This is a genomic window from Azonexus sp. MM2026_4 (assembly GCF_055901855.1).
Genome location: NZ_CM148380.1, coordinates 1,888,517 through 1,914,751 on the forward strand (window position 1 = coordinate 1,888,517; position 26,235 = coordinate 1,914,751).

The 26,235-nt window shown below is 63.2% G+C and carries 32 protein-coding genes; 22 read left to right on the forward strand and 10 right to left on the reverse strand.

Going from position 1 to position 26,235, the window contains the following annotated elements; translation table 11 throughout:
• Window positions 1-11: 11 nt before the first annotated feature.
• Window positions 12-590 carry an electron transport complex subunit RsxA gene (rsxA, locus tag AC0KWY_RS08705; protein WP_474029247.1) on the reverse strand — a complete coding sequence of 193 codons (579 nt, stop codon included), beginning with the start codon at window positions 588-590 and terminating at the stop codon, window positions 12-14.
• A gap of 274 nt (window positions 591-864) precedes the next feature.
• Here rsxA and nifL point away from each other — a divergent pair, with 274 nt between their 5' ends.
• The 8 genes from nifL to AC0KWY_RS08745 all read left to right on the forward strand — a co-directional run bounded on the left by nifL (window position 865) and on the right by AC0KWY_RS08745 (window position 7,685).
• Window positions 865-2,397: a nitrogen fixation negative regulator NifL gene (nifL, locus tag AC0KWY_RS08710; RefSeq protein WP_474029248.1), complete on the forward strand. Its 1,533-nt coding sequence runs from the start codon at window positions 865-867 to the stop codon at window positions 2,395-2,397.
• Between the two features lie 14 nt (window positions 2,398-2,411).
• The gene (gene nifA, locus AC0KWY_RS08715; RefSeq protein ID WP_474029249.1) at window positions 2,412-4,040 is read left to right on the forward strand and encodes a nif-specific transcriptional activator NifA; all 1,629 of its coding nucleotides are present in this window, start codon (window positions 2,412-2,414) and stop codon (window positions 4,038-4,040) included.
• A 102-nt stretch (window positions 4,041-4,142) separates the two neighbouring features.
• Window positions 4,143-5,612, forward strand: coding sequence for a methyl-accepting chemotaxis protein (locus tag AC0KWY_RS08720; RefSeq protein WP_474029250.1), 1,470 nt, complete (start codon window positions 4,143-4,145; stop codon window positions 5,610-5,612).
• 124 nt (window positions 5,613-5,736) lie between these two features.
• The gene (locus AC0KWY_RS08725) at window positions 5,737-6,066 is read left to right on the forward strand and encodes a (2Fe-2S) ferredoxin domain-containing protein (protein WP_474029251.1); all 330 of its coding nucleotides are present in this window, start codon (window positions 5,737-5,739) and stop codon (window positions 6,064-6,066) included.
• A 4-nt stretch (window positions 6,067-6,070) separates the two neighbouring features.
• Window positions 6,071-6,340 carry a nitrogen fixation protein NifZ gene (locus AC0KWY_RS08730; RefSeq protein ID WP_474029252.1) on the forward strand — a complete coding sequence of 90 codons (270 nt, stop codon included), beginning with the start codon at window positions 6,071-6,073 and terminating at the stop codon, window positions 6,338-6,340.
• Window positions 6,341-6,342: 2 nt separating this feature from the next.
• On the forward strand, window positions 6,343-6,876 hold the full coding sequence (locus AC0KWY_RS08735; RefSeq protein ID WP_474029253.1) for a flavodoxin: 534 nt from the start codon (window positions 6,343-6,345) through the stop codon (window positions 6,874-6,876).
• Window positions 6,873-7,178 carry a hypothetical protein gene (locus tag AC0KWY_RS08740; RefSeq protein ID WP_474029254.1) on the forward strand — a complete coding sequence of 102 codons (306 nt, stop codon included), beginning with the start codon at window positions 6,873-6,875 and terminating at the stop codon, window positions 7,176-7,178. The genes AC0KWY_RS08735 and AC0KWY_RS08740 overlap by 4 nt, the downstream gene beginning before the upstream one ends.
• A gap of 198 nt (window positions 7,179-7,376) precedes the next feature.
• Window positions 7,377-7,685 carry a hypothetical protein gene (locus AC0KWY_RS08745; protein WP_474029255.1) on the forward strand — a complete coding sequence of 103 codons (309 nt, stop codon included), beginning with the start codon at window positions 7,377-7,379 and terminating at the stop codon, window positions 7,683-7,685.
• 56 nt (window positions 7,686-7,741) lie between these two features.
• Here AC0KWY_RS08745 and AC0KWY_RS08750 read toward each other — a convergent pair whose 3' ends face one another.
• The 3 genes from AC0KWY_RS08750 to AC0KWY_RS08760 form a co-directional block, all read right to left on the reverse strand.
• On the reverse strand, window positions 7,742-8,095 hold the full coding sequence (locus AC0KWY_RS08750) for a hypothetical protein (protein WP_474029256.1): 354 nt from the start codon (window positions 8,093-8,095) through the stop codon (window positions 7,742-7,744).
• 290 nt (window positions 8,096-8,385) lie between these two features.
• Entirely contained in the window at window positions 8,386-9,321 is a 936-nt protein-coding gene (locus AC0KWY_RS08755) for a GlxA family transcriptional regulator (protein ID WP_474029257.1), read from the reverse strand.
• Between the two features lie 14 nt (window positions 9,322-9,335).
• Window positions 9,336-9,686: a hypothetical protein gene (locus AC0KWY_RS08760; protein ID WP_474029258.1), complete on the reverse strand. Its 351-nt coding sequence runs from the start codon at window positions 9,684-9,686 to the stop codon at window positions 9,336-9,338.
• A gap of 231 nt (window positions 9,687-9,917) precedes the next feature.
• Here AC0KWY_RS08760 and AC0KWY_RS08765 point away from each other — a divergent pair, with 231 nt between their 5' ends.
• The 3 genes from AC0KWY_RS08765 to AC0KWY_RS08775 all read left to right on the forward strand — a co-directional run bounded on the left by AC0KWY_RS08765 (window position 9,918) and on the right by AC0KWY_RS08775 (window position 11,708).
• Window positions 9,918-10,481 (forward strand): pesticin C-terminus-like muramidase, encoded by a 564-nt coding sequence (locus tag AC0KWY_RS08765; RefSeq protein WP_474029259.1) that lies wholly within the window; start codon window positions 9,918-9,920, stop codon window positions 10,479-10,481.
• On the forward strand, window positions 10,478-11,122 hold the full coding sequence (locus AC0KWY_RS08770; protein ID WP_474029260.1) for a hypothetical protein: 645 nt from the start codon (window positions 10,478-10,480) through the stop codon (window positions 11,120-11,122). The genes AC0KWY_RS08765 and AC0KWY_RS08770 overlap by 4 nt, the downstream gene beginning before the upstream one ends.
• 73 nt (window positions 11,123-11,195) lie before the next feature.
• The gene (locus AC0KWY_RS08775; protein ID WP_474029261.1) at window positions 11,196-11,708 is read left to right on the forward strand and encodes a hypothetical protein; all 513 of its coding nucleotides are present in this window, start codon (window positions 11,196-11,198) and stop codon (window positions 11,706-11,708) included.
• Window positions 11,709-11,715: 7 nt separating this feature from the next.
• Here AC0KWY_RS08775 and AC0KWY_RS08780 read toward each other — a convergent pair whose 3' ends face one another.
• On the reverse strand, window positions 11,716-13,059 hold the full coding sequence (locus AC0KWY_RS08780; protein ID WP_474029262.1) for a (Fe-S)-binding protein: 1,344 nt from the start codon (window positions 13,057-13,059) through the stop codon (window positions 11,716-11,718).
• 299 nt (window positions 13,060-13,358) lie between these two features.
• Between AC0KWY_RS08780 and AC0KWY_RS08785 the strand changes: the two genes are divergently transcribed.
• Both AC0KWY_RS08785 and AC0KWY_RS08790 read left to right on the forward strand, forming a co-directional pair.
• The gene (locus AC0KWY_RS08785; protein ID WP_474029263.1) at window positions 13,359-13,739 is read left to right on the forward strand and encodes an AraC family ligand binding domain-containing protein; all 381 of its coding nucleotides are present in this window, start codon (window positions 13,359-13,361) and stop codon (window positions 13,737-13,739) included.
• A gap of 69 nt (window positions 13,740-13,808) precedes the next feature.
• Window positions 13,809-13,937, forward strand: coding sequence for a hypothetical protein (locus tag AC0KWY_RS08790; RefSeq protein WP_474029264.1), 129 nt, complete (start codon window positions 13,809-13,811; stop codon window positions 13,935-13,937).
• 85 nt (window positions 13,938-14,022) lie between these two features.
• Here AC0KWY_RS08790 and AC0KWY_RS08795 read toward each other — a convergent pair whose 3' ends face one another.
• The 3 genes from AC0KWY_RS08795 to AC0KWY_RS08805 form a co-directional block, all read right to left on the reverse strand.
• Window positions 14,023-14,547 carry a hypothetical protein gene (locus AC0KWY_RS08795; RefSeq protein ID WP_474029265.1) on the reverse strand — a complete coding sequence of 175 codons (525 nt, stop codon included), beginning with the start codon at window positions 14,545-14,547 and terminating at the stop codon, window positions 14,023-14,025.
• 351 nt (window positions 14,548-14,898) lie between these two features.
• A complete protein-coding gene (locus AC0KWY_RS08800) occupies window positions 14,899-15,270 on the reverse strand; it encodes an addiction module antidote protein (protein WP_474029266.1) in 372 nt (123 codons plus the stop codon).
• 201 nt (window positions 15,271-15,471) lie between these two features.
• Window positions 15,472-17,169, reverse strand: a complete 1,698-nt coding sequence (locus tag AC0KWY_RS08805) for an IS1634 family transposase (protein ID WP_474026189.1) — start codon at window positions 17,167-17,169, stop codon at window positions 15,472-15,474.
• 324 nt (window positions 17,170-17,493) lie between these two features.
• Between AC0KWY_RS08805 and AC0KWY_RS08810 the strand changes: the two genes are divergently transcribed.
• The 7 genes from AC0KWY_RS08810 to AC0KWY_RS08840 are packed head-to-tail and all read left to right on the forward strand — an operon-like array spanning window position 17,494 to window position 21,401.
• Window positions 17,494-17,808, forward strand: coding sequence for an HvfA family oxazolone/thioamide-modified RiPP metallophore (locus AC0KWY_RS08810; protein ID WP_474029267.1), 315 nt, complete (start codon window positions 17,494-17,496; stop codon window positions 17,806-17,808).
• Window positions 17,809-17,865: 57 nt separating this feature from the next.
• Complete coding sequence (locus tag AC0KWY_RS08815; RefSeq protein WP_474029268.1) at window positions 17,866-18,399, forward strand: peroxiredoxin-like family protein; 534 nt, start codon at window positions 17,866-17,868, stop codon at window positions 18,397-18,399.
• Window positions 18,399-19,241: an HvfB family MNIO-type RiPP peptide maturase gene (locus AC0KWY_RS08820; protein WP_474029269.1), complete on the forward strand. Its 843-nt coding sequence runs from the start codon at window positions 18,399-18,401 to the stop codon at window positions 19,239-19,241. Before AC0KWY_RS08815 ends, AC0KWY_RS08820 begins: the two co-directional genes overlap by 1 nt.
• A gap of 2 nt (window positions 19,242-19,243) precedes the next feature.
• Window positions 19,244-19,972: an HvfC family RiPP maturation protein gene (locus AC0KWY_RS08825; RefSeq protein ID WP_474029270.1), complete on the forward strand. Its 729-nt coding sequence runs from the start codon at window positions 19,244-19,246 to the stop codon at window positions 19,970-19,972.
• Window positions 19,973-20,023: 51 nt separating this feature from the next.
• Entirely contained in the window at window positions 20,024-20,536 is a 513-nt protein-coding gene (locus AC0KWY_RS08830) for an HvfX family Cu-binding RiPP maturation protein (RefSeq protein WP_474029271.1), read from the forward strand.
• On the forward strand, window positions 20,533-21,171 hold the full coding sequence (locus tag AC0KWY_RS08835; RefSeq protein WP_474029272.1) for a sigma-70 family RNA polymerase sigma factor: 639 nt from the start codon (window positions 20,533-20,535) through the stop codon (window positions 21,169-21,171). Before AC0KWY_RS08830 ends, AC0KWY_RS08835 begins: the two co-directional genes overlap by 4 nt.
• A complete protein-coding gene (locus tag AC0KWY_RS08840) occupies window positions 21,165-21,401 on the forward strand; it encodes a zf-HC2 domain-containing protein (protein WP_474029273.1) in 237 nt (78 codons plus the stop codon). The genes AC0KWY_RS08835 and AC0KWY_RS08840 overlap by 7 nt, the downstream gene beginning before the upstream one ends.
• Window positions 21,402-21,609: 208 nt before the next feature.
• Here the strand turns inward: AC0KWY_RS08840 and AC0KWY_RS08845 are convergent, their stop codons facing one another.
• Window positions 21,610-22,089, reverse strand: a complete 480-nt coding sequence (locus AC0KWY_RS08845) for a DUF3592 domain-containing protein (protein WP_474029274.1) — start codon at window positions 22,087-22,089, stop codon at window positions 21,610-21,612.
• Between the two features lie 110 nt (window positions 22,090-22,199).
• Window positions 22,200-22,448: a hypothetical protein gene (locus AC0KWY_RS08850; protein ID WP_474029275.1), complete on the reverse strand. Its 249-nt coding sequence runs from the start codon at window positions 22,446-22,448 to the stop codon at window positions 22,200-22,202.
• A 644-nt stretch (window positions 22,449-23,092) separates the two neighbouring features.
• On the opposite strand from AC0KWY_RS08850, the gene AC0KWY_RS08855 reads away from it, so the two are divergent.
• Together AC0KWY_RS08855 and AC0KWY_RS08860 are read left to right on the forward strand one after the other, a co-directional pair.
• Window positions 23,093-25,036, forward strand: a complete 1,944-nt coding sequence (locus AC0KWY_RS08855; protein ID WP_474029276.1) for an RNA-directed DNA polymerase — start codon at window positions 23,093-23,095, stop codon at window positions 25,034-25,036.
• Window positions 25,037-25,041: 5 nt separating this feature from the next.
• A complete protein-coding gene (locus AC0KWY_RS08860) occupies window positions 25,042-25,965 on the forward strand; it encodes a hypothetical protein (RefSeq protein WP_474029277.1) in 924 nt (307 codons plus the stop codon).
• The last annotated feature ends 270 nt before the right edge of the window (window positions 25,966-26,235 follow it).

Sequence of the window (26,235 nt, forward strand, 5' to 3'; positions counted from 1 at the left end):
TGTGCTCTCCCTTAGACGTTGAATCCGGAAAAACCCATGAACGCCAGCGCCAGCAGGCTGATCGTGACGAAGGCGATGGGCGCCCCGCCGAAAGCGGCGGGGACGCGGGCCAGCGCGACGCGTTCGCGCAGGCCGGCGAAGATGAGCAGGACCAGCGTGAAGCCGACCGCCGAGCCGAAGCCGTAGAGCAGGCTCTTGAACAGGCTGTACTGCTGCTGCACGTTGAGCAGCGCGACGCCGAGCACGGCGCAGTTGGTGGTGATCAGCGGCAGGTAGATGCCGAGCGACTGGTAGAGGGCGGGGCTCGACTTCTTGATGAACATCTCGGTGAATTGCACCAGCGCGGCGATCACCAGGATGAAGGCGAGGATGCGCAGGTAACCCAGACCGAGCGGCTGCAGCAGCCAGTTGTCGATCATCCAGGAGGCGGCGCTGGCCAGCACCAGGACGAAGGTCGTCGCCAACCCCATGCCGAGCGCGCTATCGACGCTTTTCGACACGCCCATCACCGGGCAGAGGCCGAGGAACTTGATCAGCACCACGTTATTGACCAACGCGGTGGACAGCAGCAGTAACAGGATTTCGCTCATGGACGGAAGTCTCGAAAGGAAGATCACCGCCGATACTGCATAAGCCGTGCCATCCGTCGCCAAGGCCCGGCGGGGGCCATTCTGCGGCCTTTTCTCCGACGACACACCAAAGTGGTGCATTTTTTCCGCAACACTTTGTCGCAAAGGCCACAGAAAATTTGTCGAATTCCCGCCCAGGCCGCGACAAACCGTGCATTTCCGAAAATCCGCAAGCAACGGCATGAAACCTGCTTGGAGCACGTCATCGTTTTTGACGCACCCTGCGGAGCACCCCATGCCGGCCCAGACTCAACCCGAGATACCCAGCCTTCAGGCCCTGAAGGATGTCCTGCCGCCCGATGTCTATCGCCAGGCGGTCAGCCAGGCCGATCTGGCGATCTCGATCACCGATACCAGCGCGCGCATCCTCTATGCCAACGAGAGCTTCAGCCGGATCACCGGCTACGGCACCGAGGAAATCATCGGCCTCAACGAATCGGTTCTCTCCAACCACACCACGCCGCGCGAGCTCTACCAGGAGATGTGGAGCGCGCTGAAGGCGCACCAGCCTTGGTCGGGCAAGCTGCTCAACAAGCGCAAGTGCGGCGGCACCTACCTCGCCGAAGTGTCGATCACGCCGGTGCACAACGCCGCCGGCGAAATCACCCATTTCCTCGGCATGCACCGCGACGTCACCGAGCTGCACCGCCTCGAACGTTCGCTGCGCAACCACAAGCACCTGATCGAATCGGTGGTCGATGCGGCGCCGGTCGCCTTCGCGCTGCTCGACCCGGCCGGCCGCGTCGTCCTCGACAACCAGGAGTACAAGAAGCTGGTCACCGACATGCGCGCCAAGGAACCGGCGCACCGCCTGCTCGACGCGCTGGCGCCGGAATGGTACGAGGCGCTGGCCGGCGACATCCGGCGCTGCGAGTTCAGCAACCGCGAGATGCGCCTCGACAGCCCGATCGGCCGCGCCCGTTGGCTGTCGGTCAGCGCCTCGGCGATCGAGATGCACAACGACTGCGCCGACAGCTATTTCTGCGCCGCCGGCCAGTCCGGCCTGCTGCTGGTGATTTCCGACATCACCAACCTGCGCGAGGAACAGGAACGCGCCCACGGCGCCGCGTTGAAGGCGTCGCTGGCCGACGAGGAACGCACGGCGGCGATCCGCGAGGGCCTGTCGGCCGCCGTCTTCCGCCTCGAGGAGCCGCTCAACGTGATGGCCTCGGCGATCGCCGTGCTGCAGCGGCGCGACCCGGGCAGCGCCGAAATGCTGCGCCACGTGCTGGAAACCAGCCGCGAGCACGTCGAGTCGCTGCGCCAGGTGATTCCGCAAAGCCCGCAGGAGATTGTGGTGCGGGTCAATCTCAACGAAATCCTGCGCGACGTTCTCGAAGTGTGTACGGCGCGCCTGCTCAAGGCCGGCATCACCGTCGACTGGCAGCCGTCGGCGGTGCTGCCGCCGCTGCGCGGGCGGCCGCTGCAGTTGCGCATGCTGTTCAAGGCATTGGTCGAGAACGCGATCGAGGCAATGAACGTCAAGGGCTGGCCGCGCCGCGAACTGCTGATCAAGAGCGAGGTGATCGACGACTGCATCCGCGTCTCCGTCCTCGACAGCGGCCCCGGCATCCCGATGGAGTGGCGGCACAAGGCGTTCGAACCTTTCTTCACGGCCAAGAACGGCAGCGGCAAGCACATCGGCACCGGCCTGTCGCGCGCCCAGCAGGTAGTCGCCGACCACGGCGGCATCATCGATCTCGACGAGAGCCCGAGCGGCGGTTGCGCCGCCATCGTCGAATTCCGCGTCGACGGCGACCCGATCTGACCAGGACCATGAGCATGCAGGAACACCACACGATCCACAGCGCCGACGAATGCCCCCCGGGCGGCGGCTTCTGCCGCACGCACGAGCTCAACATCCTGCTCCTTTCCGCACTTTACGCGGTGAGCCGGGAACTGAGCCGGTCGCTGAATTTCCGCGAATCGCTGCGCGAAGTGCTGCGCGTGCTGCACGAGGAAGCCGGGCTGACGCGCGGCCTGATCGGCGTCGTCGATGCCGAGAGCGGCAAGCTCGCCGTGCATACCATCTACAACCCCGACGGTCCGGACGCCGACGCTGCACAGTACGGACCGGGCGAAGGCATCATCGGCCTGATCCTGGAACGGCCGCGCAGCATCAAGCTGATGCGCGTCGCCGACGAGCCGCGCTTCCTCAACCGGATGCGCATCTACGAACCGGAACTGCCCTTCATCGCCGTGCCGATCAAGGTCGGCGGCAACCTGCAGGGCGTCCTCGCGGTCCAGCCGGAAGCGCCGGAAGACGGGCTGCTCGAGGAACGCGCCCAGTTCGTCGAGATGGTCGCCAACCTGATCGGCCAGAACCTGCGGCTGGCGATGGACGTCGCCCAGGAAAAATCGACGCTGCTCGAAGAACGCGACCTGCTCCGCCGCACCGTCCGCCACCAGCACGGCTTCGACAGCATGGTCGGCCATTCGGCGGTGATGCGCCGGGTCTTCGACCAGGCGCGCATGGTCGCCAAGTGGAACACCACCGTGCTGATCCGCGGCGAGACCGGCACCGGCAAGGAACTGATCGCCAACGCCATCCACTACAACTCGCCGCGCGCCCGCAACATGCTGGTCAAGCTCAACTGCGCGGCGCTGCCCGAGAACCTGCTCGAATCCGAACTCTTCGGCCACGAGCGCGGCGCCTTCACCGGCGCGGTGGAAGCGCGCAAGGGCCGCTTCGAGCAGGCCAACGGCGGCACCCTGTTCCTCGACGAAATCGGCGAAGTTTCCGCCGCCTTCCAGGCCAAGCTGCTGCGCATCCTGCAGGAAGGCGAGTTCGAGCGGGTCGGCGGCAGCAAGACGATCAAGGTCAACGTGCGCATCATCGCCGCCACCCACCGCGATCTGGAAACCGCCGTTGAAATGGGCGATTTCCGCGAGGATCTGTTCTACCGCCTCAACGTCATGCCGCTCTTCCTGCCGCCGCTGCGCGAGCGGATCGAGGACATCCCGGACATCGCCCGCCACCTGCTGGGCAAGATCGGCAACGACCAGAAGCGCAAGCTGATCCTCACCGACATGGCGCAGCGCCGGCTGGCCAGCCACGACTGGCCGGGCAACGTGCGCGAGCTGGAGAACTGCCTGGAACGCGCCGCCGTGCTCTCCGAGGACGGCCGCATCGACGTCGACCTGATCCGCTTCCCGAGCAGCCGCGAGCGCAGCTCCGGGCGGCCGCTGCGCAACGGCGGACCGGCGCCGTTCGCCAGCGCGCCAGCGGCACCGCCCCCGGTGGACGAGGTTGACCTGGCCGATCCCTCGCTGTCGGAACGCGAACGGGTGATCGCCGCGCTCGAACAGGCGGGCTGGGTACAGGCCAAGGCGGCGCGCATCCTGGGCATGACGCCGCGGCAGATTGCCTACCGCATCCAGACCCTGAACATCGAGGTCAAGCAGTTCTGAGCGCAGCGGCGCGGCCGTGCTGGCACGGCCGCCGCATCATGCCGTAACATTCGCCGGCAAGAATCCCGTCTTGCCCCGTCTCACCATCCGCCAGGAAAGCCCATGCAGCGTTCGCCCTTCATCACCAGCGCCGTCGTCGAAGTCGTCTTTCTCAACGTCCTCCTCTTCGTCGCCGGCCTGATCGGCATGGCCACCCACGGCTGGCTGACCATCGACTGGCTGTGGTTCGCCTGCCTGATGGCCTTCGGCATCGGCAGCGGCCTGTTCTACCTGCACAAGCTGCGCGTCGCGCTGACCCCGCTCAACCACATTTCCCGCGTCGCCAGCGAAATCGCCCAGGGCGTGATCGGTCAGCGGATTCCCGACACCGGCCGACGCGACGAACTGGGCAGCGTCTGTCGCAACGTCAACGCCATGCTCGACCAGATGGAGAACTGCTTCGGCAAGCAGCGCGAAGCGCTCAAGGCGGCGAGCGAGAACCGCTTCGACGCGACGATTGCCAGCCAGGGCCTGCACGGCGTCTTCCGCGAGGCGGTCAACCAGGGCAAGCAATCGCTGGCCATCCTGATGCGCAACTACCACCAGGAAATGCGCAACAACCTGCTCTCCCGCCTCGGCCAGTTGAACGAGGAGAACCTGCTGAAGAACATGCGGACGATCCAGAACGACATGCTCGGCATCGTCGCCGCCACCGATGCGCTGACCCGCCTGTCCACCGCCAACGCCGACGCCGCCCAGGAAAGCAGCGCGGCGATCGACGCGGTAGTGGCGGCGATGAACCGCCTGGTCGACAAGATCGAGGACACCGGCCACGCGATCGTCGAATTCAACGCCCACCGCGAGGAAATCGCCCGTTCGGTGACGCTGATCGCCAGCATCGCCGACCAGACCAACCTGCTTGCCCTCAACGCCGCCATCGAGGCCGCCCGCGCCGGCGAACACGGTCGCGGTTTCGCCGTCGTCGCCGACGAGGTGCGCAAGCTGGCGGAAGACACGATCAAGGCGTCGACGGCGATCTCCGGCATCATGAAGACGCTGCAGAACGACGCCGAGCGCATGCTGGCCAACGCCGGCGACATGCGCGGCATCGCTTCCGAATCGCGCGGCACCATCGGCGACTTCGACGCCCGCTTCGCCGACGTCGCCACCGCCTCCGCCAGCGCGCTGGAACAGATCCACTACATCCACGACGTCAGCTTTGCGGCGCTGGCCAAGGTCGACCACTTCATCTACAAGCAGAACGGCTACCTGGCGATCAGCCACGGCGTCAACTCGGACAACGCGAGAGCGGTCGAGGTCAACGAACAGTCCTGCCGCCTCGGCAAATGGCTGGGCAGCGCCGAAACCCTCGCCATCTTCGGCAACGTCGGCAGCTTCCGCCGCATCGGCGACCCGCACCGCAACGTGCACCAGAACATGCACCGGGCGATGGAACTGCTGGCGACGGGCTGGGAAACCGACTACGCAATCCAGGAGAAGCTGCACGGCGCCTTCGAGCGGGTCGAAGACGGCAGCGACGGGGTGATCGACGCCCTCGACGCGATGGTGCGCGAGAAGCACGGCAACCACTGAGACGACGGCAGACGCGGCTTTGTCGTTAACCCGACACAGGCGCCCAGCCGCATCCCGTTGAAAAACAAGGACTAACAGCTGGCACCACCCTTGCTAAAGATTCTCCATCGACAAGGAGAATCTCATGCCAAGACCCAAGAAACACGTACTCGTCTGCGTCCAGGGCCGCCCCGCCGGCCACCCGCGCGGTTCCTGCCAGGACAAGGGCTGCGCCGCCACCTGGCAGGCCTTCTCCGACGAGTTCACGGCCCGCAACCTGTGGAATTCGGGCTTCCTGCTCACCAACACCGGCTGCCTCGGCCCCTGCCATCTCGGCCCGACCGTCATCGTCTACCCGGAAGGCACGATGTACGTCGGCGTCAAGCCGGCCGACGTCGGCACCATCATCGACGAGGACCTGATGTTCGACCAGCCGGTCGAACGCCTGAAGGCCCCCGCCGACGTCTGGGCCTGACATCATGGCTCTCGTCCAGTACGAAATCGGCGACCTCGTCTATGCCGCCACCGACATCCTCAACGACGGCGGGATGCCCGGCGTCGAAGAGGAAGAAGGCCTGATCGCCGCCGCCGGCTCGCGCGGCGTGGTGGTGCAGTTCGGCCACGTCGAAGCCGACCCCGACCAGGAAATCTACCTGGTGCGCTTCGAGAACGGCCCCGACGGCACCCTCGGCGACCCGGTCGGCGTGCTGCCGGAAGAGCTGACCCAGGAACTCGCGGTGAGCGCCTGAGCATGGAGCAGATCGGCATCTTCTTCGGCACCGACACCGGCCGCACCCGGCTGGTGGCGAAGCAGATCGCCAAAAAACTCGGGGCGGCCGCCGCCGCCCCGGTCAATATCGGGCGCAGCGCGCTCGCCGACTTCCTCGCCTACGAGCGCCTGATCGTCGGCAGCCCGACGCTCGGCGACGGCGAGCTGCCCGGCGCGTTGACCGGACTGAGCCAGCCGAGCTGGGAGGAATTCCTGCCGCAACTGGCCGACGCCGACCTCTCCGGCAAGACCATCGCCATCTTCGGCCTCGGCGACCAGCAGAAGTACCCGAACGAATTCGTCGACGCGATCGGTCTCCTGCACGACGCCTTCGTCGCCCGCGGCGCCCGCGTCGTCGGCCGCTGGCCGGTCGCCGGCTACGAGTTCAAGGCCTCGCAGGCCGTCGCCGACGGCCATTTCCTCGGCCTGGCGCTCGACCAGCACTGGCAGGCGAACCTCAGCGAAAGCCGCATCGACACCTGGCTGGAACAAATCAAACCGGAGCTGCTGCGATGAACACCAATCCCTGGTCGCTACCCAAGAGCCGTTCCCTGCGCCGCCTGCTGGTCAGCCTCGACGAGCAGTTCGGCGAAGCCTGCGACATCGCCCCCGACAACGGCGCCGACCCCGACATCGTCACCCTGCGCCACAGCGAACTCAGCAGCCTGCGCGCCCACGTCTATCTGCACGGCCAGCGTCCCGGCACCTACGGCGTCTTCTTCGAATACCCGCACCCGGTGCCCGGCATCCTCGAAGCCGAGGAAAACCTGCCGTTGCCCAAAGCCCTCGCCAGCCTGGCACTGCATTTCGACGCCTGAGCGGCAAGCACCAGCACGATGTCATGCTTGACATCGTGCCGCCATCGTCTAGAACGACGTCATTACCCGCAAATGACTCGGAAAGGAGGTGGCCCGCATTGCCCGGCAGGCAGCACCCGTTCGAGATTTTTCCAGACCCGCGCGGGCCGTGATGCGTCAGCCGCGGCGCGGCCGGTGCCCCAAATCAGGAGACCCAAAATGTCCAAGGAAATCCGCAACTACCACATCCTGTTCTACGGCAGCCCCGACGGCTACCAGACCAACCGCGCACAGATCACGCTCTACGGCGCGGATGACAAGGTCGCCGCCTACCTCCGCTTCAACGACCCCGGCATGCAGTTCGAAAACGACAGCGAAAGCGGCGGCATCATCGCCATGCACCTGCCTTCGGCGATGTTCCAGAGCGTGCTCGACGTATTGCGCAACGAAAAACCGGTGTACATCTATTTCGCGCAGGGGCGCGGCTTCCTTTCCACTTCCCGCGAAGCGGTCGGCGAAGGCGAATAGGCCTGCCGCCATGGCGCCCGGCAGCCGGTATCGCCCCAGCCGCTGCCGGAGCCGCCTCACGCATCATCCAGATCGCAGCGCAGACGGACCGGCAAACCGCCGATGCTGCGCACCGCGTCGAGCACGCCGACCTCCTCCGCCGGCGTGCCAAAGCGGCGCAGATGTATTCCGCCCCCGGCCCCCAGGCTCAGGACATGACGATCCGGACCGTCGCTGTCTTCTTCGACCCGCCACTCGCTGACTGCCGCCCAGTTGACGAAAAACTCGCCGATCTCGCCGGCCATCCACAGTTTTGCCGTCGCCTCGGCGACGCCGGGCAGGCCCAGCAGCACGTGGCGCGCAACCAGCACGCCGTCGTTGCGCACCTCGATCCAGTCCCGCCCCCTGGCGCAACGCCAGGGCGCCGTCACGGCCGGCCCGCCCGCTGCCGGCACCAATCTGCCCTGCCCCCACTCGGCCACCAGTGCGGGCGGCAGCCGGCGGCGGCCCCGCTGGTATCGCCAGGCGAGCGCCGCCAGTCCGGCAAGCGGCAGCAGCGCCAGACCGAGGCCGAGTAGCAGGCCCGCCTCGCCGACCCGCCCAACCCCGGCGAAGCCGATGAACGGGGAGGCCAGCAGGCCGGCCAGACAAGCGAGGATCGCCCCGAGCCGGGGCTTCGCCGCAGCCGGCAGCGGCGTGCGGCGGTAGGGATGAACGGACCTCAGGCTACCCCCTGCGCCGGCGTTCCCGTCGCGTGCTGCTTCCAGACCCGGCGCAGATCGCGCGCCGAGGCAAAGCCCGCCCCTGCGGCGGCGCGCTCGACGCTCTGCCCCTGGCCGATCAACTGCCGCGCCAGTTCGACGCGCAGGCCGTGGCGGTAGTCGAGGATGCCGATTCCCGCCTCGTTGCGGAAGAGCCGGCTCAGGTGGCGCGGGCTGACATGCACCTGCGCCGCGATTTCGGCCACGCCGAGATCGGCCGCCGGGTCGCGGGCGATCAGATCCTGCGCTTTGTGTACCGCCGGATGCAGGTGGTTGCGATGGGCCAGCCACGGCGACAGTTGCGGGTCGGCGCCGGTACGCCGCAAATAGATCACCATGCGCCGCGCCACCTGCGTCGCCAGCGGCCCGCCGGCAAAGCGCTCGACGATGGCCAGCGCCAGGTCGACACCGCCGGCGATGCCGGCCGAGGTGAACAGCGGCCCATCCTCGACGAACATCCGGTTCTCCAGCACCTGCGCGCGCGGCGCCCAGTCGCGCAGCATGGCGATCAGCGCGTGGTGCGTCGTGCACTGGCGGCCGTCGAGCAGGCCGGCGCGCGCCGCCAGCAGCGAACCCGAGCAGATGCAGGCGAGCCGGTGGCGGCTCGGCTCGAAATGCGCGTGCAGCCAGTCGATGATGGCCCGCGCCGCCGGCGTCGCGTAATCGCGCGGCTCGTCCTCGGTACCGAGCAGGAAGACCAGCGTGTCGTCGGCCAGCGTCTGCGGCAGCGGATCGACGCGATTGACCACGCCCAGCGAATTGACGCACTCCGCTTGCGGCCCCGCCACGCGCAGGCGGAACGGCGCGCCGGCCTGCGCCGCCATGTGGATGACCTCGGCCGGCCCGGCGAAATCGAAGGCCGTGTGTTGCGGATGCAGGATGAACAGCATGTCCATGGCAAAACTCCCGATCAGGCCGGACGCAGCAGCCCCGCCGCGCCCGCCGTGCCAGTGTCGCACGAAGCGCCGCCCGGCAGCTCGGCGGCCCAGCCCAGGCGGCGCAATTCGGCCACCAGCCCGGCGGCGCCGACGCCGGCCACGATCACCCGCGACGCCCGCCGCCGCCACAACCAGAAGCGCAGCGCCAGCGGCACGCCGGCCCCGGCAAAGCGGCGCTCGACCGGCACCGGCCAGCCGTCGGCAGCGCCCAGCGCCACCGCCGCCGCGCCCTGCCACCAGCGCTCGAACAGCCGCCGCAGCAGTGCCGAATCGGCATCGACCCCGGCCGGCAGCGGCAACAACAACAGGACTTCGCGTTCCATGATCGTCTCCCGTGACGGTTTCCCTGGAGACGAAGCTTAGGCAAGGGCACGGCAGGACGACAGACCGGAACGGGACCGCAAGCGGACGGAATCGGACACGAATGCGTTCCCCCTCTGGAGCGCGGCTGAGCGCCATGACCCCCCAACGGTAAAATTCTTTGTCATATGCCACCGGCTTGGCCATAGAATACCGGGCGATCAATTCCCCCTTCACCGGCACAAGGACAAGACATGGCAAACCAGATCGACTACAAATTCATCAGCGACCGCGAAGGCGGGAGCGTCACCGAGGCTTACGTTCCCGCCAGCGAGGTCAGCAAGAGCGGGGTGACGGTGGCAACGGGTTTCGACATCGGCCAGCGCAACGAATCGGACCTGAACAACCTCGGCCTGTCCGCCGAGCTGGTCACCAAGCTCAAGCCCTATCTCGGCAAGACCGCCAAGGCGGCGACCGATGCGCTGAGCGCCAAGAGCCTGACCATCTCGGCGGCGGAAGCGAGCGAGATCGACAAAGCGGTGAAGGCCAAGGAAGTCGACAAGCTGAAGCGCCGCTACGCGGCCGCCATCGACAACACGGCAAAAACCGACTTCTATTCGCTGCCGGCGGAGGCACAAACCGTCATCGCCTCGGTATCCTTCCAGTACGGCGACCTCAGCGCCAAGACCCCGAAATTCTGGAAAGCCGTCAGTAGCCAGGACTGGGCCGAAGCCGTCAAGCTGCTGCGGGCTTTCGGCGATGCCTACCCGACCCGGCGCGGACTGGAAGCCACTCTGTTGGAGAAAATCGCCAAGTGAAGCGCCTCCTCCCCATCCTGCTCCTCGTTGCCGCCTGCGCCGCCGTGCCAGGCAAGCCCGGCGAGCGCGAAGTCTTCAACGCCGGATTGCGCCAGGCCTGGGCGAACGAGGCGCAGACGATGAGCGCCGTCCGGCCGCCGCTGCGCTTTTCGAGCGGCCGCACGGTGCGCGATTGTCACGGCTACCTGGCCGAACAGCGCAGCGGCACGGTCGACGAAGCGGTCAACAATCGCGGCATCGCCCAGGCCTACCTGGTGTGCGATGCGCTGGCGCTGCTCGGCCAGGCCAGCACACTGGCGCCGACGGCGGCGCAGCCGCCGTCCTATGGCCGCGAACTGCTGCAGCGCCTGGACCTGCGCAGCTTCCCGTCGTCGCTGCGGCCGCGCCTGGGCGACAACTTCACGCTCGCCGCCATCGGCAACGCCGTGCCGCAGGTCGAAACGCACGCGGTGACATTGGAGACCGAAGACTGGCGCTACCGCTTCGAGGTCATCGCCGACGTCGTCGCCGCCGACGGCCGGCGCGAATGGCTGGTCTGGTTCAGCGACGAGGCCAAGGCCGGCAACTATCGCGGCTACGCGACGCTGCGCCTGCCGGTCGCGGCGGCAAGCGGGCCGCTCGTCGCCCACGCCTTGCCCTGAGGGACGAGACGGCAGCGCCCGCCGGCAGCGCGGTTAAAATGCCGGCATCCTTCGCTCTCGGGAATCCGGCGCCATGATCGGCCTGCTCGTCCTCGCCCTGTTTGCCACCTACCTCTACCTTTCCTCCAGCCTTGCCCGGATGCTCGGCAATCGGCTCGGCCTGCGCCAATCGGGCTGGCAGCACTGGGCGGTGCTGGCGCTGATCCTGGCGCTGCCCTTCGGCGACGAGATCATCGGCCGCGCGCAGTTCGCCAACGAATGCCGGAAGGCCGAGCACTACTCGATCAGCCCGAGCCTGCAGACGGCACAGCAGGCCATCGAGGACCAGCGCCAGACCGTGACCCGGCGACTGAACGCCGCGATTCCGATCAAGAAGATCACCGTCACCGTCGTCGATCCGGAAACCGGCAGCCGCCTGCTCTCCTACGCCGCGCTGTTCACCGAGGGCGGCTGGATCATGCGCGCCGGCCTCAACCTCGGCGGGTTCTCTTCCTGCCACCCGGAAGGCGGTGCCATTCAACTGATGCGCAAGCATGGCTTCACGCTGACCGACGGCGGCATCTACCGGCGCACCGCCGCCCCCTGAACGTCCCTCAGCCGTCCAGCGCGCGCGCCAGCAGCACCGCCACATGCACCGCCTGGCGGCCGCTGCCGTCGGCGATCTGGTGGCGACAGGAGAAGCCGTCGGCGACGATCACGGTATCGGCGCCGGCGGCGCAGATCGCCGGCAGCAGCGCGAGTTCGGCCATGGCCAGCGATGCGTCGTGGTGTTCGGCTTCCAGGCCGAAGCTGCCGGACATGCCGCAGCAACTGGCGTCGATGATCTCGAATTCGAATTCCGGAATCCAGCCGAGTACCTTCCTGACTGACTTCATCGCCCCGAAAGCCTTCTGGTGGCAGTGCCCATGCACCAGCGCACGGCCGCCGGGAATCGGCTTGAGCTTGAGCTTCAGGCCCTTGTTGCCTTCGCGCATCAGGAATTCCTCGAACAGGAAGGCCTGTTTCGAGAGCTGGCCGACGTCGGGGCCGAGGCCGAGGCTGTAGAACTCGTCGCGCAGCGCCAGCAGGCAGGACGGTTCGAGACCAACAATCGGCGTGCCGGCAGCCAGCGCCGGGGCCAGCGCGGCCATCACCCGGCGCGCTTCGCCCCTGGCTTCCTCGACCATGCCTTGCGACAGGTAGGTGCGGCCGCAGCACAGCGGGCGTTCGCGTTCGCCATCGTCGGCCACCGGTTCGAGCACCTCGACCGCGTAACCGCCGGCGCGCAACACTTTCAGCGCGGCGGCGGCGATTTCCGGCGTGTAGTAATGGGTGAAGGTATCGACGAAGAGCACGACCTTGCCGCGTTCGCCGGTTGCCGGCGCCGCGTCGGCCTTGAAGCCGGCGGCGACGATCTGCGGAATCGGCCGCCGCGCCGAGATACCGAGCCGGCGCTCGGCGAGCTTCGCCACCCAGGGCGAAGCGTTGCGCAGCCGCACCAGCGCCTGCAGCGTCGGCCGCCATTCGTGCAGCCAGCGCGGCAGCGCGCCGAACAGCCGGGCGCGGCGCGGTACGCCCTGGCGCTCGTTCTTCTGCGCCAGGTATTCGGTCTTGATCAGCGTCATGTCGACCGCGCTCGGGCATTCCTTCTTGCAGCCCTTGCACGACACGCAGAGGTCCATCGCCGCCGCGAGCTCGGGGTGGGCGAAGGGGTCGTCGCCGAGCTCACCGTTGAGCGCCGCCTTGAACGCCTTGACCCGCGCGCCGGTCGAATGCGCCGGGTCGTGCGTGATGCGAAAGCTCGGGCACATCACGCCCTTGCCGTCGCGCTGGCACTGGTGGTTGTTCATGCAGACGGCAACCGCCTTGGCGTAGTTGCCGCCGGTCGCGGGAATGCCGGCGTAGGCATCGCCGACGCCGTAGGTGTCGTAGGCCGACCAGTCGAGATGGGTTTTCATGACTTTCAAGCAAGCAAAACCGGCGCCACGAAAAATCAATGGAAAATCAACAAGCTGCAACACCACCGCTTGTTGCATTCACGACAATGCCGAAGCCGCCCCCCCCGGCATTCGGGGGGCGGTTCGACAGACGACCGCCATCCCTGAGCGAATCGCCTCATGAATTCCGCCGCCACGCCAGCGCTTCAAGCGACAACGCGAAAGCTGCCGCGCTTTCACCGCTCGCCCGCGCGGCCTTTCGTCGAAGCGCACAGCGCCGCCGACTCGCAGGCCGGCTAGCGGCCGCAGGCCCACGCCGAATGGTCGATCGGCGTGGGCGACGCCGGCCACAGCGGGTTTTCCACCGGCTGGCGCCCGGCGATCTGGTCGTCATCCCGCCCGCTCAGGCGCACACCAGCAACCCGGAAGACCGCGCCACCAGGGGCTACCCCATGCTCTACCTCGACGCTGCCTGGATGGCCGATTTCCTGGCGACGCGCACCGCCGGCACTACCTTCGCCAAGCGCCCCTGGCAGCTCGCCCGCGATCCGCTCGCCTACGAGCGTTTCGACCTGGTTTTCGCGGCCAGCCACGACAGCCCCGAGCCGGCGCCATTCGCCGCCGCCCTCGGCCACCTGCTCGCCGATCTGCGATGCCGCGCTGTCCACCGGTTTTGCCGAGCAGAGCCACTTACTCGGTAGCTTCCGCGAACGCGTCGCCGCTACCCCGGGGCAATACGCCAGCCGGCGCTGAAGCGCGCAATTTCTTCCATGAGCGGCCGGCGCCGCCTGGCGATACTCCGCCCATTTGCGAAAGCCGCCATGCCCTTCGACGCCACCCAGTTCGGTCTCGTCGCCAGCGCCCACTTTGTCGCCCGGCTCAGTCCGGGGCCGGATTGAATCGCTACTCCCGGGCGCAGCCAACGCGCTGGAAGCATGGTTCGTCATTGATCCAGCAGGAATCTGCGGTCATGGCGACACCATTTCAACGGTTGATAATCATCGAAAACGCGGGGGGCGATTGTGTGCGGTCGATGAAAACATAGGCAGTGCCATCGGAGCAGAAGTTGGCGACTTCGACAGCTTGGCTGCCATCATCCATCGTCACCCAGTTATCGATTTGCAGCAGCATGCGCCCCGGCGGAATTGATGGCTGGCCTAGTGCGCCATTGGCCGTCCAGTAGGGAACGCCGCCAAATTTGGTGAGCCACTCATATGCCCAATCGTGGGGATAGGCGATATCGTCGGGCAGGTCATTGTGGCGGCCATAATCGTAGAAGGCATCCTCCAGCTCGACGGGGGCGCCATCGTCTTGCGCCAGCCAACAGGCGATACCCAGTTCGGGCAAGATTCTGAGTTCTTCCCCGTCCTCTTGCGCCTGGACGGCTGGCGGTTGCGTGGGCACATCACCCAATTCCTTGCGCGGCAGGCTGAAAACCCGGTTTGCGCCATCGGCAAAATCCCAGAAGCTGCACACGCTACCCCATTCACACTTGAAGAGGAACAGCACTTCGTCCTCCCCAATTGGCAACACGGGCGCATTCGGCTCTGGCGAGCGGGCCGGGAATTGCCCCAGATGACTCATAGGGCGCCCACATTCTTCACATATCGGCCACAACCGCTCAGGCAAGCCCCAAGGCAGGCCACCGAGTTTGTAAACAAGGCCAGACGATGCACCTCTGTGGAATCGAGGATGGTGACTTAGCATAAAACTCCTGATGTGGATTACCTGGGGAGACCCACGACGCTGTAGAAAAATCTCTTCATGCCCGGATCGTGCAATGAACCATATGGAATAACAAGGCTCCAAGCTGAAGTTGAGTTCAGGAGACGGCCATGGCCCGTTGCCCCCCCGATTAACTCACCAAAGCACGACATTCATCGTACCGGAACCAACTCCCCGGTAGTCTTTTTGGGATTGCCGTGCCTGCTTGACCGGAGCGGATAGCGGCGCGGCGTGCAGTCTTACGCCAAGGGCGGGGACGACCTTGAGGATGGTGGCAAAACAGGGGCTACCTTCGCCGGAGAGCGCCTTGTAAACGCTTTCGCGTCCGATGCCGGTATCGCGGGCGAGTTGCGTCATGCCTCTGGCCCGGGCGATATCGCCGAGAACCTTGGCGATGAAGGCCGCATCATCGCCGGCTTCTTCCATGGCCGCTTCTAGGCAAAACGCCATGTCCTCGTCGGTCTTCAGTTCCTCGACCACATCCCATTTGCGCAGTTTCAGTGTCATCGCCGTCTCCTACATCCGCCTATATTTCGCGCGCCAGTTTCAGCGCCATCTTGATGCCCTTTGCCCGCCGGTGCGCAATCGCCGAAGTTACCTTCCTCGGCACGGCGCATGCGCACGCTGACCGCAGACTCGACGCACCCGAGTTCGACAGTTAAACGCGCAAGCTGTTGTTTTATATGAACCGCAGTTCAAAAACGTGTACTACAAGAGAGAAAGTTGCTGTGGTTGCGTCGGTTTTTTCAATCTCAAAGCGGCAAAAACGCGGTCCTGTGTTTCGGAGAGGCGAGAAATGCCAGTGACTGGCCGTTCGGCCTGATTGATGCGAATCTGATGATGCTGAAGCTTCTGCAACTCCTGCAGCGCCCGCTCCGGCGACAGTTGCGCATCGGCGCTGCTCAATCGCTGTCGCATGACGCGGTAAAGGATCAAGGCAATGAAGCAGATGGCAGCGTGCGCCTTGATCCGCTCTGGCAGTCGATGAAACACCGGGCCAATCTCGATTTCCGATTTCAGCACCCGGAAGCCGCGCTCGATATCGGCGAGCGACTTGTAACGGTCAACCACGCACTGTGGCGACAAATCCGGCGTATTGGTTACCAGCAGCAATTTGCCATCCATCAGTTCAGCCAGCGCCAGGGCATCGGGGTCGATTTCGTAGGCAAAGAGCTCATTCTTCAAATCGACGCGAATGATATTGGCGAGATGCGCATCCTTGACCGCGTGATACAGCCGCGCCTTGGCGCCGCTGTCGGAGAGCTTTTTGCCACGGGCTTTCACCCCGGCATCCTGCGCATCGAGTTTGCCTACCCACGCGTTCGCCTGAGCTTCCAGCGCTTCGATTCGTTCGCGGCGCAATGCCTGGGCATCCTTGGCGACGTCAGGATCGTGGGCAACGACCAAGCGCAATCCACGCCACGGCAATTCGCTGACGATTTCCTGCTCAGCATCGACGCACTGCGCCTGAAAGCTGTCGAGCAGTTCGGCAAATTCGCTGTAGCGTCGTCCGGGAACGGCCAGCACAAATTCCAGTGGCTCACCGCTTTGCAGGCGGATCTCGGAGAGCGCCTCCAGGTTATCCAGCGACAGCAAGCCCCGATCTGCCACCAGCACCACCCTGCAAATCGACGGGAAGCGTTCGAGCACCGTCTTCAAGGTCGGCAACAAGGTGGGCGATTCCGCCGTGTTGCCGGCAAACACCTCGTGATAAATCGGCAGGCCATCGCCCGTTTGCACCACTCCCAGCATGACCTGACGGGCGATGAGGCCTTCCTTGGCCATGCCGAACTGGCGGACATCGCCTTCCTGGTCAGAGGTACCTTCCGTGCGAATGGTGGTCATGTCGTAGAACACCACCGACAATTCCTGATCGATCAAGGGGCGCAGCAAGTTGGCGACCATAGCATCGACTTCAGTTTGATGATCGACCAGGGCATCCATACTGCGCAGCAGATGCTGATGGGTGATCGATTCCACCTCAACGTCCGGCATCGCTACCGTCTCCAGCCAGCGCAAGATACCGAGCTTCGACTCCGGATCACACAGGCGATTGAACACCATGACCCGAATCAGCGCTTCGACATCGATGCTGTGCCGGGTCTTGCGGAACACGCGGCGCAGTTCGCCAAAGCCCAGCGATTCCCACAGTTCGTTGAGTGCCCAGACGTTGCCGAGCGCACGCGCCGATTCGAACTCGACTGCGGGCAATGGAGCATTCAGGAAATCCGGCCGACCGGTGACCTTGAGCAGGCCAGAGATGACGGAATCCAGGCTGTCGGTCAGTTGATCCAGGCGACCGAGCGTGACCAGGGTGCGATGCTTGGCCTTGCCAGCGTCGTCACGGAAGGCTTCGACAAGCTGGAGATACTGGCGCGGACCGGAACGAGTGATCTTGAGGAACATGCCAATACTTTACCAGCACGGCAATGCTTGTCAAATATAGCTATTAAAACCAGCGACGTGCCACTACACGACTTTTTGGAAAATCGCCTTGAAACCCGCATGGCTGCGTGGGCAACTGCTCGAAAATGGCCTTTTTTGGGCTCGAACTGTCGAACTCGGGGACGCAAGCCCGCTGTGAAGTGGCGCGCAGCGTCGAACGTTTGCCGGATTCCCGGGTCCGAATGACCACACTTTTCTGAAATCTTCTGTAAGAAACCCGGCCGCCGCGCCGACCAAGCAACAGGCAGGCTTTCTGCCCTCACCCCCAACTCAACGGAGATCATCATGAAAAAGCAGACCCTCACCTCGCTGGCCATCGGTTCCGCCTTTGCCGCCGTCGCCCTGACCCCGATTGCCCACGCTGCCGACAACCCCTTCGCCGCCAAGCAGTTGTCGGCCGGCTACCAGCTGGCGCAGGCCGATACCAAGGGCAAGGATGGCAAATGCGGCGAAGCCAAGTGCGGCGCGGAGAAGAAGGCGAAGGACGCCAAGTGTGGCGCCGACAAGAAAACGGATGCCAAGTGCGGCGCAGACAAGAAGCCTGCCGACAAGAAGGCGGACGGCAAGTGCGGCGAAGCCAAGTGCGGGGCCAACAAGTAAGACACCGCCACACCGGGCCGGCGACACTCGCCGGCCCTTTCACCAAGGAAACGCCGCATGCCGCAATCCCTGACCCCCCGCCGGCCGGTGCCGGCGCTCGCCGTGCCGCAACTCTCCGGTCAGCGCCTCTCGCTCGCCGCCGGTGAAGCGCCGAGCTTCACGCTGCTCGTCTTCTACCGCGGCTACCACTGCCCGCTGTGCCGCGCCTACCTGACTGAGCTGAACCGCCTGTACGACGAATTCACCGCCCGCGGCGTGGTCGTCAAGGTGCTTTCATCGGACACCGAAGAACGCGCCCGCCGCGCCGCCGAGGAATGGTCGCTCGACCGGCTCGATCTCGGCTACGGCCTGAGCGAAGCCGACGCCCGCGCCTGGGGTCTGTACATTTCCACCGGCCGCGGCCTGACCTCGACCGGCGTCGAGGAACCGGCGCGCTTTTCCGAACCCGGCGTCTTCCTGATCCGCCCCGACCTCACCCTTTACTGGGCCAACGTCCAGACCATGCCCTTCGCCCGGCCGCACTTCAAGGACATGCTCGGCGCCATCGACTTCGTCGTCGCCAAGGACTACCCGGCGCGCGGAGAAGCCTGATGGACGCCCGCCCGCCACGCGGCGCCGGCCTCGGTTTCCGGCGCGAACTGATCGCCCCGCTGCAGGCCGGCGTGCCGGCGGCCATCGATTTCTTCGAACTGGCGCCCGAGAACTGGGCCGGCATGGGCGGCCGTTCGGCGCGGCAACTGCGCGAATTCACCGAGCGCTACCCCTTCGTCTGCCACGGCCTGTCGCTGTCGCTGGGCGGCAGCGGGCCGCTCGACGAGGCGCTGCTTTACCGCATCCGCGATTTCATGCGCGAACACGGGATAACGCTGTACACCGAACACCTCTCCTGGTGCGCCGACGACCGCCAGCTCTACGACCTGCTGCCGATCCCGCAGACCGCAGCCGCCGTGCGCTGGACCGCCGAGCGCATCCGGCGCGCGCAGGACATCCTCGGCCGGCAGATCGGCATCGAGAACGCCTCGACCTACGTCGAGCCGCCCGGTGCCGAGATGAACGCCGCCGAGTTCATCACCGCCGTGGTCGAGGCCGCCGACTGCCTGCTCCACCTCGACGTCAACAACATCTACGTCAATAGCCGCAACTTCGGTTTCGACGCGCACGAATTCCTTGCCGCGCTGCCGCTGGCGCGCACCTGCTACGTCCATGTCGCCGGCCATTACGTCGAGCCGGACGGGCTGATCATCGACACCCACGGCGCGCCGGTGATCGACCCGGTGTGGGCGCTGCTCGCCGACGCCTACGCGCGCATCGGCGGCGAGGTGCCGACCTGCCTCGAACGCGACTTCAATTTCCCCGATCTGGCGGCCCTGAGCGCCGAGGTCGACACCATCGCCCGGCTGCAAGCCGCGGCGAAGCAGCGCAAGGCAGCCTGAACATGGAATTCCAGACCTTCCAGCAAGCCTTCGCCCACCACCTACGCGACCCGCAACGCGCCCCCCGCCCGCCCGGCGTGCCGGCACGCGGCATGGGCGTATACCGCGAACTGGTCGGCAACAACCTGCAGGGCTTCATCGACAGCGCCTTCCCGGTCTGCCGCGCGATCCTCGGCGAGGCACGCTGGCTACGCCTGGGTCGCCGCTTCCGCCGTGACTGGCCTCTGCACACGCCGTGGTTCCGCGAAATCCCGCGCGAGTTCATGCGTTTCCTGGCCGACACGCCCGGCCTGCGCCTGCCGCGCTGGCTGCCGGAACTGGCGCATTACGAGTGGGTGGAACTGGCCGCCGATATCGCCGACGCGGCGATTCCGCCGCACGATCCGGCCGGCGACTTGCGCCACGGCACGGTCGTCCTCAACCCGGTGCTGTTCAACCTCGCCTACGCCTGGCCGGTGCACCGCATCGGCCCTGACTGGCGCCCGCGCCGGCCGCTAACGACGCACCTGCTGGTCCATCGCGACGCCGACGACATCGTCCGCTTCAGCGAAACCAACCCGGTCACCGCCCGCCTGCTCGCGCTGCTGGCCGCAACCCCGCAGAGCGGCGAGACCGCCGCGCGGCAGATCGCCGCCGAACTGCAGCACGCCGCCCCCGGGCGACTGGTCGATTTCGCCGTCGAACTGCTCGCCGACCTGCGCCGGCAAGGCATCGTGCTCGGCACGCTGTAAGTTTTTGCCCCCCGGCTCCGACCAAGGATCAAACCCCTACGGAGCCCGACCATGCGCCACACCCTCACCGCCCTCGCCCACCGCCTGCTCGACGGGCTCGACCTGATCGGCCTCTGGCTAGGGCTGCTCTCGCTGCGCGTCGTCCTCGGCTGGGAGTACTTCGAAGCCGGCCAGGCCAAATTCCTCGGCGAAAACTGGTTTGCCGACATCCAGGAACGTTTCCCCTTCCCGTTCAACCTCGTGCCGGTCGAGCTAAGCTGGCAGATGGCCACCTGGTTCGAGCTGATCGGCGGCATCGCGCTGATCCTCGGCCTGGCCACCCGCTTCTTCTCGCTGTCGCTGATCGTCCTCACCGTCGTTGCCATCCTCAGCGTGCATTGGCCGGCAAGCTGGCAGACGCTGGGCGAACTGCTGCAGGGCTACGCGATCAGCGACGACGGCCACGGCAACTACAAGCTGCCGGCGATCTTCCTCGCCATGCTGCTGCCCTTGCTGCTGCTCGGCCCCGGCCGCCTGTCGGTCGACCACTGGCTGCGCCGGCGGACGACGGGGAACACCGCTTGAGCTACCATGGGGCGCATCCGCGTCCGGCCAGGGAGCCCGCCATCGCCACCGCCGCCATCATCGACGACGCCTTCGTCGAACAGGTCCGCCACGACATGCTCGCCTTCGCCCAACTCCAGTTGCGCGACGCCGCGCTCGCCGAAGACGCCGTCCAGGACGCGCTGACCGCCGCCCTCACCGGCGGCAAGGATTTTGCCGGCCGCTCGGCGCTGAAGACCTGGGTCTTCGGCATCCTGCGCCACAAGATCGTCAACCTGATCCGCCAGCAGTCGCGGACGACGCCGATCTCCGCCTTCGGCGACGACGAGGACAGCCTGGACCAGGCCTTCGACACCCTGTTCAAGGAAAACGCCCACTGGCACCCGGCGCACCGCCCGGCCGCCTGGGGCGACCCGGAAGCCTCGCTGCGCGACAAGCACTTCTGGGCCGTCTTCGATGCCTGCCTGACCCACCTGCCCAAGAACACCGCGCGCGTCTTCATGATGCGCGAATTCCTCGAACTCGATACCGGCGAGGTGTGCGCCGCCGCCGGCATCAGCACCAGCAACTGCCACGTCATCCTGCACCGCGCCCGCAGCGCCCTGCGCGGCTGCCTGGAAAAAGGCTGGTTCCTCGCCGGAGAACGGCCATGCTGAACTGCAAGGACGCCACCCACCGCATGTCGGAAGCCCAAGACCGCGACCTCGGCCTCGCCGAACGCCTCGAACTCCGCCTCCACCTCGCCATATGCAAGGGCTGCCGCAACTACCAGCAACACCTGCACGTCCTGCGCGAGGCGTGCCGGGGGTATCGGGAGGAACTGACGGGTGGCGACGGCACAACTTCCGGCAGCGGGCAGCAGGAACCGCCGACAACGGAGCGCTGATCAACGGTAAGGTGAAACCGGCTAGCCAGCGGTTCGGTGCAACGGGATTGCGTTTTTCCGACCAACGAACGACTTGAAACGACCCAGAGCGGAAGTTGGCTAATTGGAGAAACGGACGTTCAGGAACGTAGAGCTAACCGGCGCTGCGAGGTTTTATTGCGCAGCGTCCAGCGACCAAAGGGAGCGAGGTTGAGCGCCGGCTTGGGTGTCATTTCGCGAAAATGGCTTCAATGAGTGTGATCGACGTGCCGACGACGAAAGCAACAATGCTGGCGATCATTAGAACGTACCAAGGCTTGGGGAAACCCGTGTCGAGAACCGCGATGGCCGGGTTGGTCGGATTGACCGCCACTTGGACTGCGCTTCCAGCAGCAAATTGTTTCACCATCTGCCGTGCGGCGTCTTCCGTGCATGGAAACGGTAGGCCTTCTGTGTGAACCGTTGAACAGTATTCGCTGCCAGCGACCGAGTACCGATACGAAAACTCGGGAAGGTAGGAAGTTCCATCGCTATCAGTTTCTTCTCGGACTGACGACTCGGTTATCGTAGCCGGCACCTTTGGCCAATCTTGCGCCTGACGATAGAGACGAATACGCCGCATTGACTTGATCGCGAGCGGTATTGCGCCGATGGCTAGAGCAATTCCGAATAGCGCAAAGTTGCTAGTCATAATGCTGAAGATGCCCAACGTTAAAATCAGCGGACGAAGGCAAGCGCAGCTTGCCGAAGGTCCGGTGGATTGTGATATTAGGCGGTGTGAGCCAACGGTTTTGTTGTTCCTTGCCTTTGAATTTAAGCCTATTCGTCATACCACCCCTCCCAGCCCTTAGGCTCCGGATATGCTGCACGGTAACGGGCAAGTGCCTCGGGGCCGCAGAACATAAAGTAAGCGGCGAGTTTCATGATCTGATCTTCACCAGCGCCCATGCGCCATGCAATGTCATAGCGGTCAGCTCCCGGGATGAACAGCCACGGCGGGAGCGGCGGATGTTCCTTTAGTTCGGCCTCGTACATCTGTTGCAACTTGGCTTTGATTTCTAATTCCATATCGCCGCTCCATGCTATGGATATCCAGGTTAAAAAGAATCAGAGCAAATATTTCACTGGGCAGCCTGCCTAACAGTTATTCACGAGCAGAAACGCCCGGGTCATTGCTCTCAAGTAAGTCATCTCAAGTGATTGATTCGTATGCGGGTGACGTTGACTTACTTCGGGGCGATTTGCGGCCGCGGCCCGATTACTTCGCTAATAATGCGGACACGATTGGATCACCCGTAAGGTTCTGAATGGCATGGAGATTATCCGATGCAGGTCTCCCAATCAATCAGCAATCATACGGACATAGCCAACGTCCCCAATGTGGCGATTTCCTGAGGGGCTGCTCGTGGCCGAACTCTGCCTGATGGCGATCGGTTGCTGTTTATATGGCAGCTACCGACCCAATCCGGTCGTTGGTTTATTCGCGTGACCAACGGCAGGTAACTGTGTCGAGCAGTCGTACTGAACGATTTCTGAACTACAGCAACTCGGCCGTAGGGGACTATCACGCGACGCCCCTCAAGGTCTGCTTGAGTGCCTGAACCCGACATCTGGATGTGACGCTCAAGTCAGATGATCAGGGCATCAGGTGGGATGTAATCTAGTAAGATGCTATGCAATTTCACTTATGGTCAGGGTGGCCTAGCGTGCGCGTGACAAAAGATCAAATTGATCTGGCTTACAGAAAACTAAAAAGTCTCGTCTATTACGACAAAACTGACCTCCGGTTGCGCGCACGTCTTGCCGCATTCGAGTGTGAAGGATCTTTCGATTCTAAGTTGGCATCAGTGCTTAAGGTGGTTAATGCCAAATCTCCTGTGAAAGAACGTCAATTTCGTCGCTGGCTAGAGAGTGTCGGGTTCCGTCTAGTTCCTAAGAAGCTTAAGCCAGGACCTCAAGACCGCTTAGATGGGCAACCACAACAGGGTCGCTTCATAACCAACGTGACGACAGCATCGGAAATTGAGGTTGATCGAATCAACTACTTTTTCGATGGCCCCATCGAGCTTCACCTGATTGCAGTGTTGTGGATCATGCTCGAAGGACGAATACTGGATCGAATGCTCGGTACGGAATGCTGTGGATCTCGTCTTTCAAGCAACCTACAGAACGATGAAGATAACTCCATCGCGTTGTTCGCAAAGTATCACGAGCAATACGCACGCTGGCGCGACACAGGAATACGTCGAGCCAAGCAGATGCTTATGGATGAGCAGCGTAATGTTGCGATACTGGGCCTTGATGTTCAGGAGTATTTTTACAGAGTCAACATCGACTTTGCTGAGGTTCAGTCAGCATTGAAAATGGAGGCCGAAAATGGAGAAAGCAGTACCAATAAACTGCATCCACTCCTAAAGTGTGTTGAAGAAATTGGTATGGCATATCGCAAATCCATTGCGCCTATGCTCAGTCTTACACACCCCGATATTGGCCCGGATGTGATAGGTCTGCCGATTGGACTGTGTTCGTCGCTGGTTCTCGCTAATTGGTATCTGCTGGCATTTGATTCAGCAGTTATAAAAGCAGTTCGTCCAGCCTACTACGGACGCTATGTTGACGACATCCTATTGGTTGTTCCTCATCCACGCGATCCGGCAGAAGAGAACAATGGCGATCCCGTCGGTGGTTTCATGTCAGATTTGCTAGTTCGCACCGAGATTCTTCATGATACCGGTAATGGAGCGTATGCCATCCGGGAGCGAGCGGGGCTGATGCTTCAGCAATCGAAGTGCATCCTTCAGTTTTTCGATGCGCGCCATTCGATCGCCGGTCTGGAGAAATTTCAGAAAAAGTTGGAGGAAAACGGGAGCGATTTTCTGCTATTGCCGGTGGACGAGGCCGACAACTCAATGGAAGAGGTTGCTTATGAGCTTCTGTACGAAGGATCAGTGAATAAGTTTAGAAGCGTCAAGGGGGTAGCCGAAAACCGTTATGAATTAGCCAAGCATTTGGCAAGGCAAACAATCCTCCATCTACAGACTGATGACCCAGCAGATCGCAAGGTCAGCCGTGGTCTGCAGAAGTTTTTCAAGGGGCGAAGTGCCATCGAGTTCTTCGATTTATGGGAGAGGGTATTTACCTTGCTGGGCATTACAGGCGACCAGCCAACTCTCAAGGCATTCAGCAAGCAACTCAGTTCTGAGATATTGCTTGTCCGCTGCGAAAAATCGGAGGTGACAGAGCAACTCACGAACGATCTCAAGCTACATCTAGAACTTTCCCTGGCAATGGCAAACTCTGTTTGCTCTGAAGATTTTGGCTTATCTGAATTGGTGAACGGGGTTCACTCTGAAACGTTGCGGCGTTCCAACCTAATACGACACCATTTTGTGCGCCGCCCACTGCTGAACTTTACGACATACACGGGTCCCCTTAGCGTCCGCGCGCCCTCATCTTCCGTAAAGCTAGATCCACTCAAGATTCAGTATTCACCAAGATTTGTTAACTTCGATGAATGCATGCTATTGGCGTATAGCGGCGATATTTCGCTAAAAAGAAAAACTGAATTCAAGGTGGCATCGGACATTTTTGAACGCATCAATCGGCGTTCCATTACCGGTGTGGATTGGTCGGAACCTTCGATCAACGAGGAATAATCAATATGGCAAAATTTGACGTGATCACGACGGGAGCAGATGCTCCTAACCTTCACAGCAGCATTCAGATTGCGCTTGCGAACATTCCCGTTTGTTTTGCCGATATCGAAGCGAGCTATCTAGGAAAACCAAATCTCAGCATTGCCAGACTGAAACTAATCTCAAACCTGTTGAATGAAATTTCTAGCTATCGGAGAATGGACAAGAGGCGGATTGACCTTGTGATCTTTCCGGAGGTCAGTGTGCCGCATGCTTGGGAAGCGATGTTGGTGGCGTGGGCGCGAAAACATCGTATTGGGGTAATCTGCGGTCTTGAGCACAGAATCAACAGCAATAGCCAAGCGCTGAATGAAGTTCTTGCTGCTTTGCCCTTCCGGTCTGGCGCAGGACATTGGACATGCGTGCCAGTCAGGCGATTGAAACGCTTCTATTCGCCAGAGGAACAGTTCATCCTAACCAATGAAGGACTAAAGCTACCAGCCAAGAAGAACCCTTACCACCTATTCAGATGGCGCGGATCAAGCTTTGCAATATACAACTGCTACGAGTTAGCTTCGATTGAAGATCGATCCTTGTTTAAGGGTAAGGTTGATTTCATCGTCGCCTCCGAATTTAACCGCGACATCAACTACTTCTCCAACATTGTCGAATCCGCGGCAAGAGACCTTCATTGCTACGTGGTTCAGGTCAATGACTCACGCTTTGGAGATTCTCGTATTGTCAGCCCATCGAAATCGGACAGCATGAACCCGCTCCGGATTAAAGGAGGAGATAACCTCACGTTTCTGACCATGAGTTTGAACTTGAAAGCCCTTAGAACGCATCAGCGTAAGGGATATGGACTACAAAAGGAATCAAAGGATTTCAAGCCGACTCCACCGGGTTTCCCGCTTGAAGATCTTCAGGCCAGAATTGCGTTAGGAAAATGAGCCGAGGGGCGCGTTTCCTATATTCACGTCTATTGAAGACGTTTGGTTTTAGGCCAGACGCAATTGGAAGAACTGCAAAGTTTACGACCGATAATTGCGCGACAGCAGACGGTGCTGCCAGAATTGCGAATGACAGCAAAGGCCGACGAGCACGAATTGGCTATCAGGCAGCTTTCGGAGTGCAGCGGCCATTTAGATGACGGCTTTCGGGAAGTAACGAGAGGCTGTTGTTGGCCGGATGCTGTCCAAACAATAGCGGTTACTGGGAGC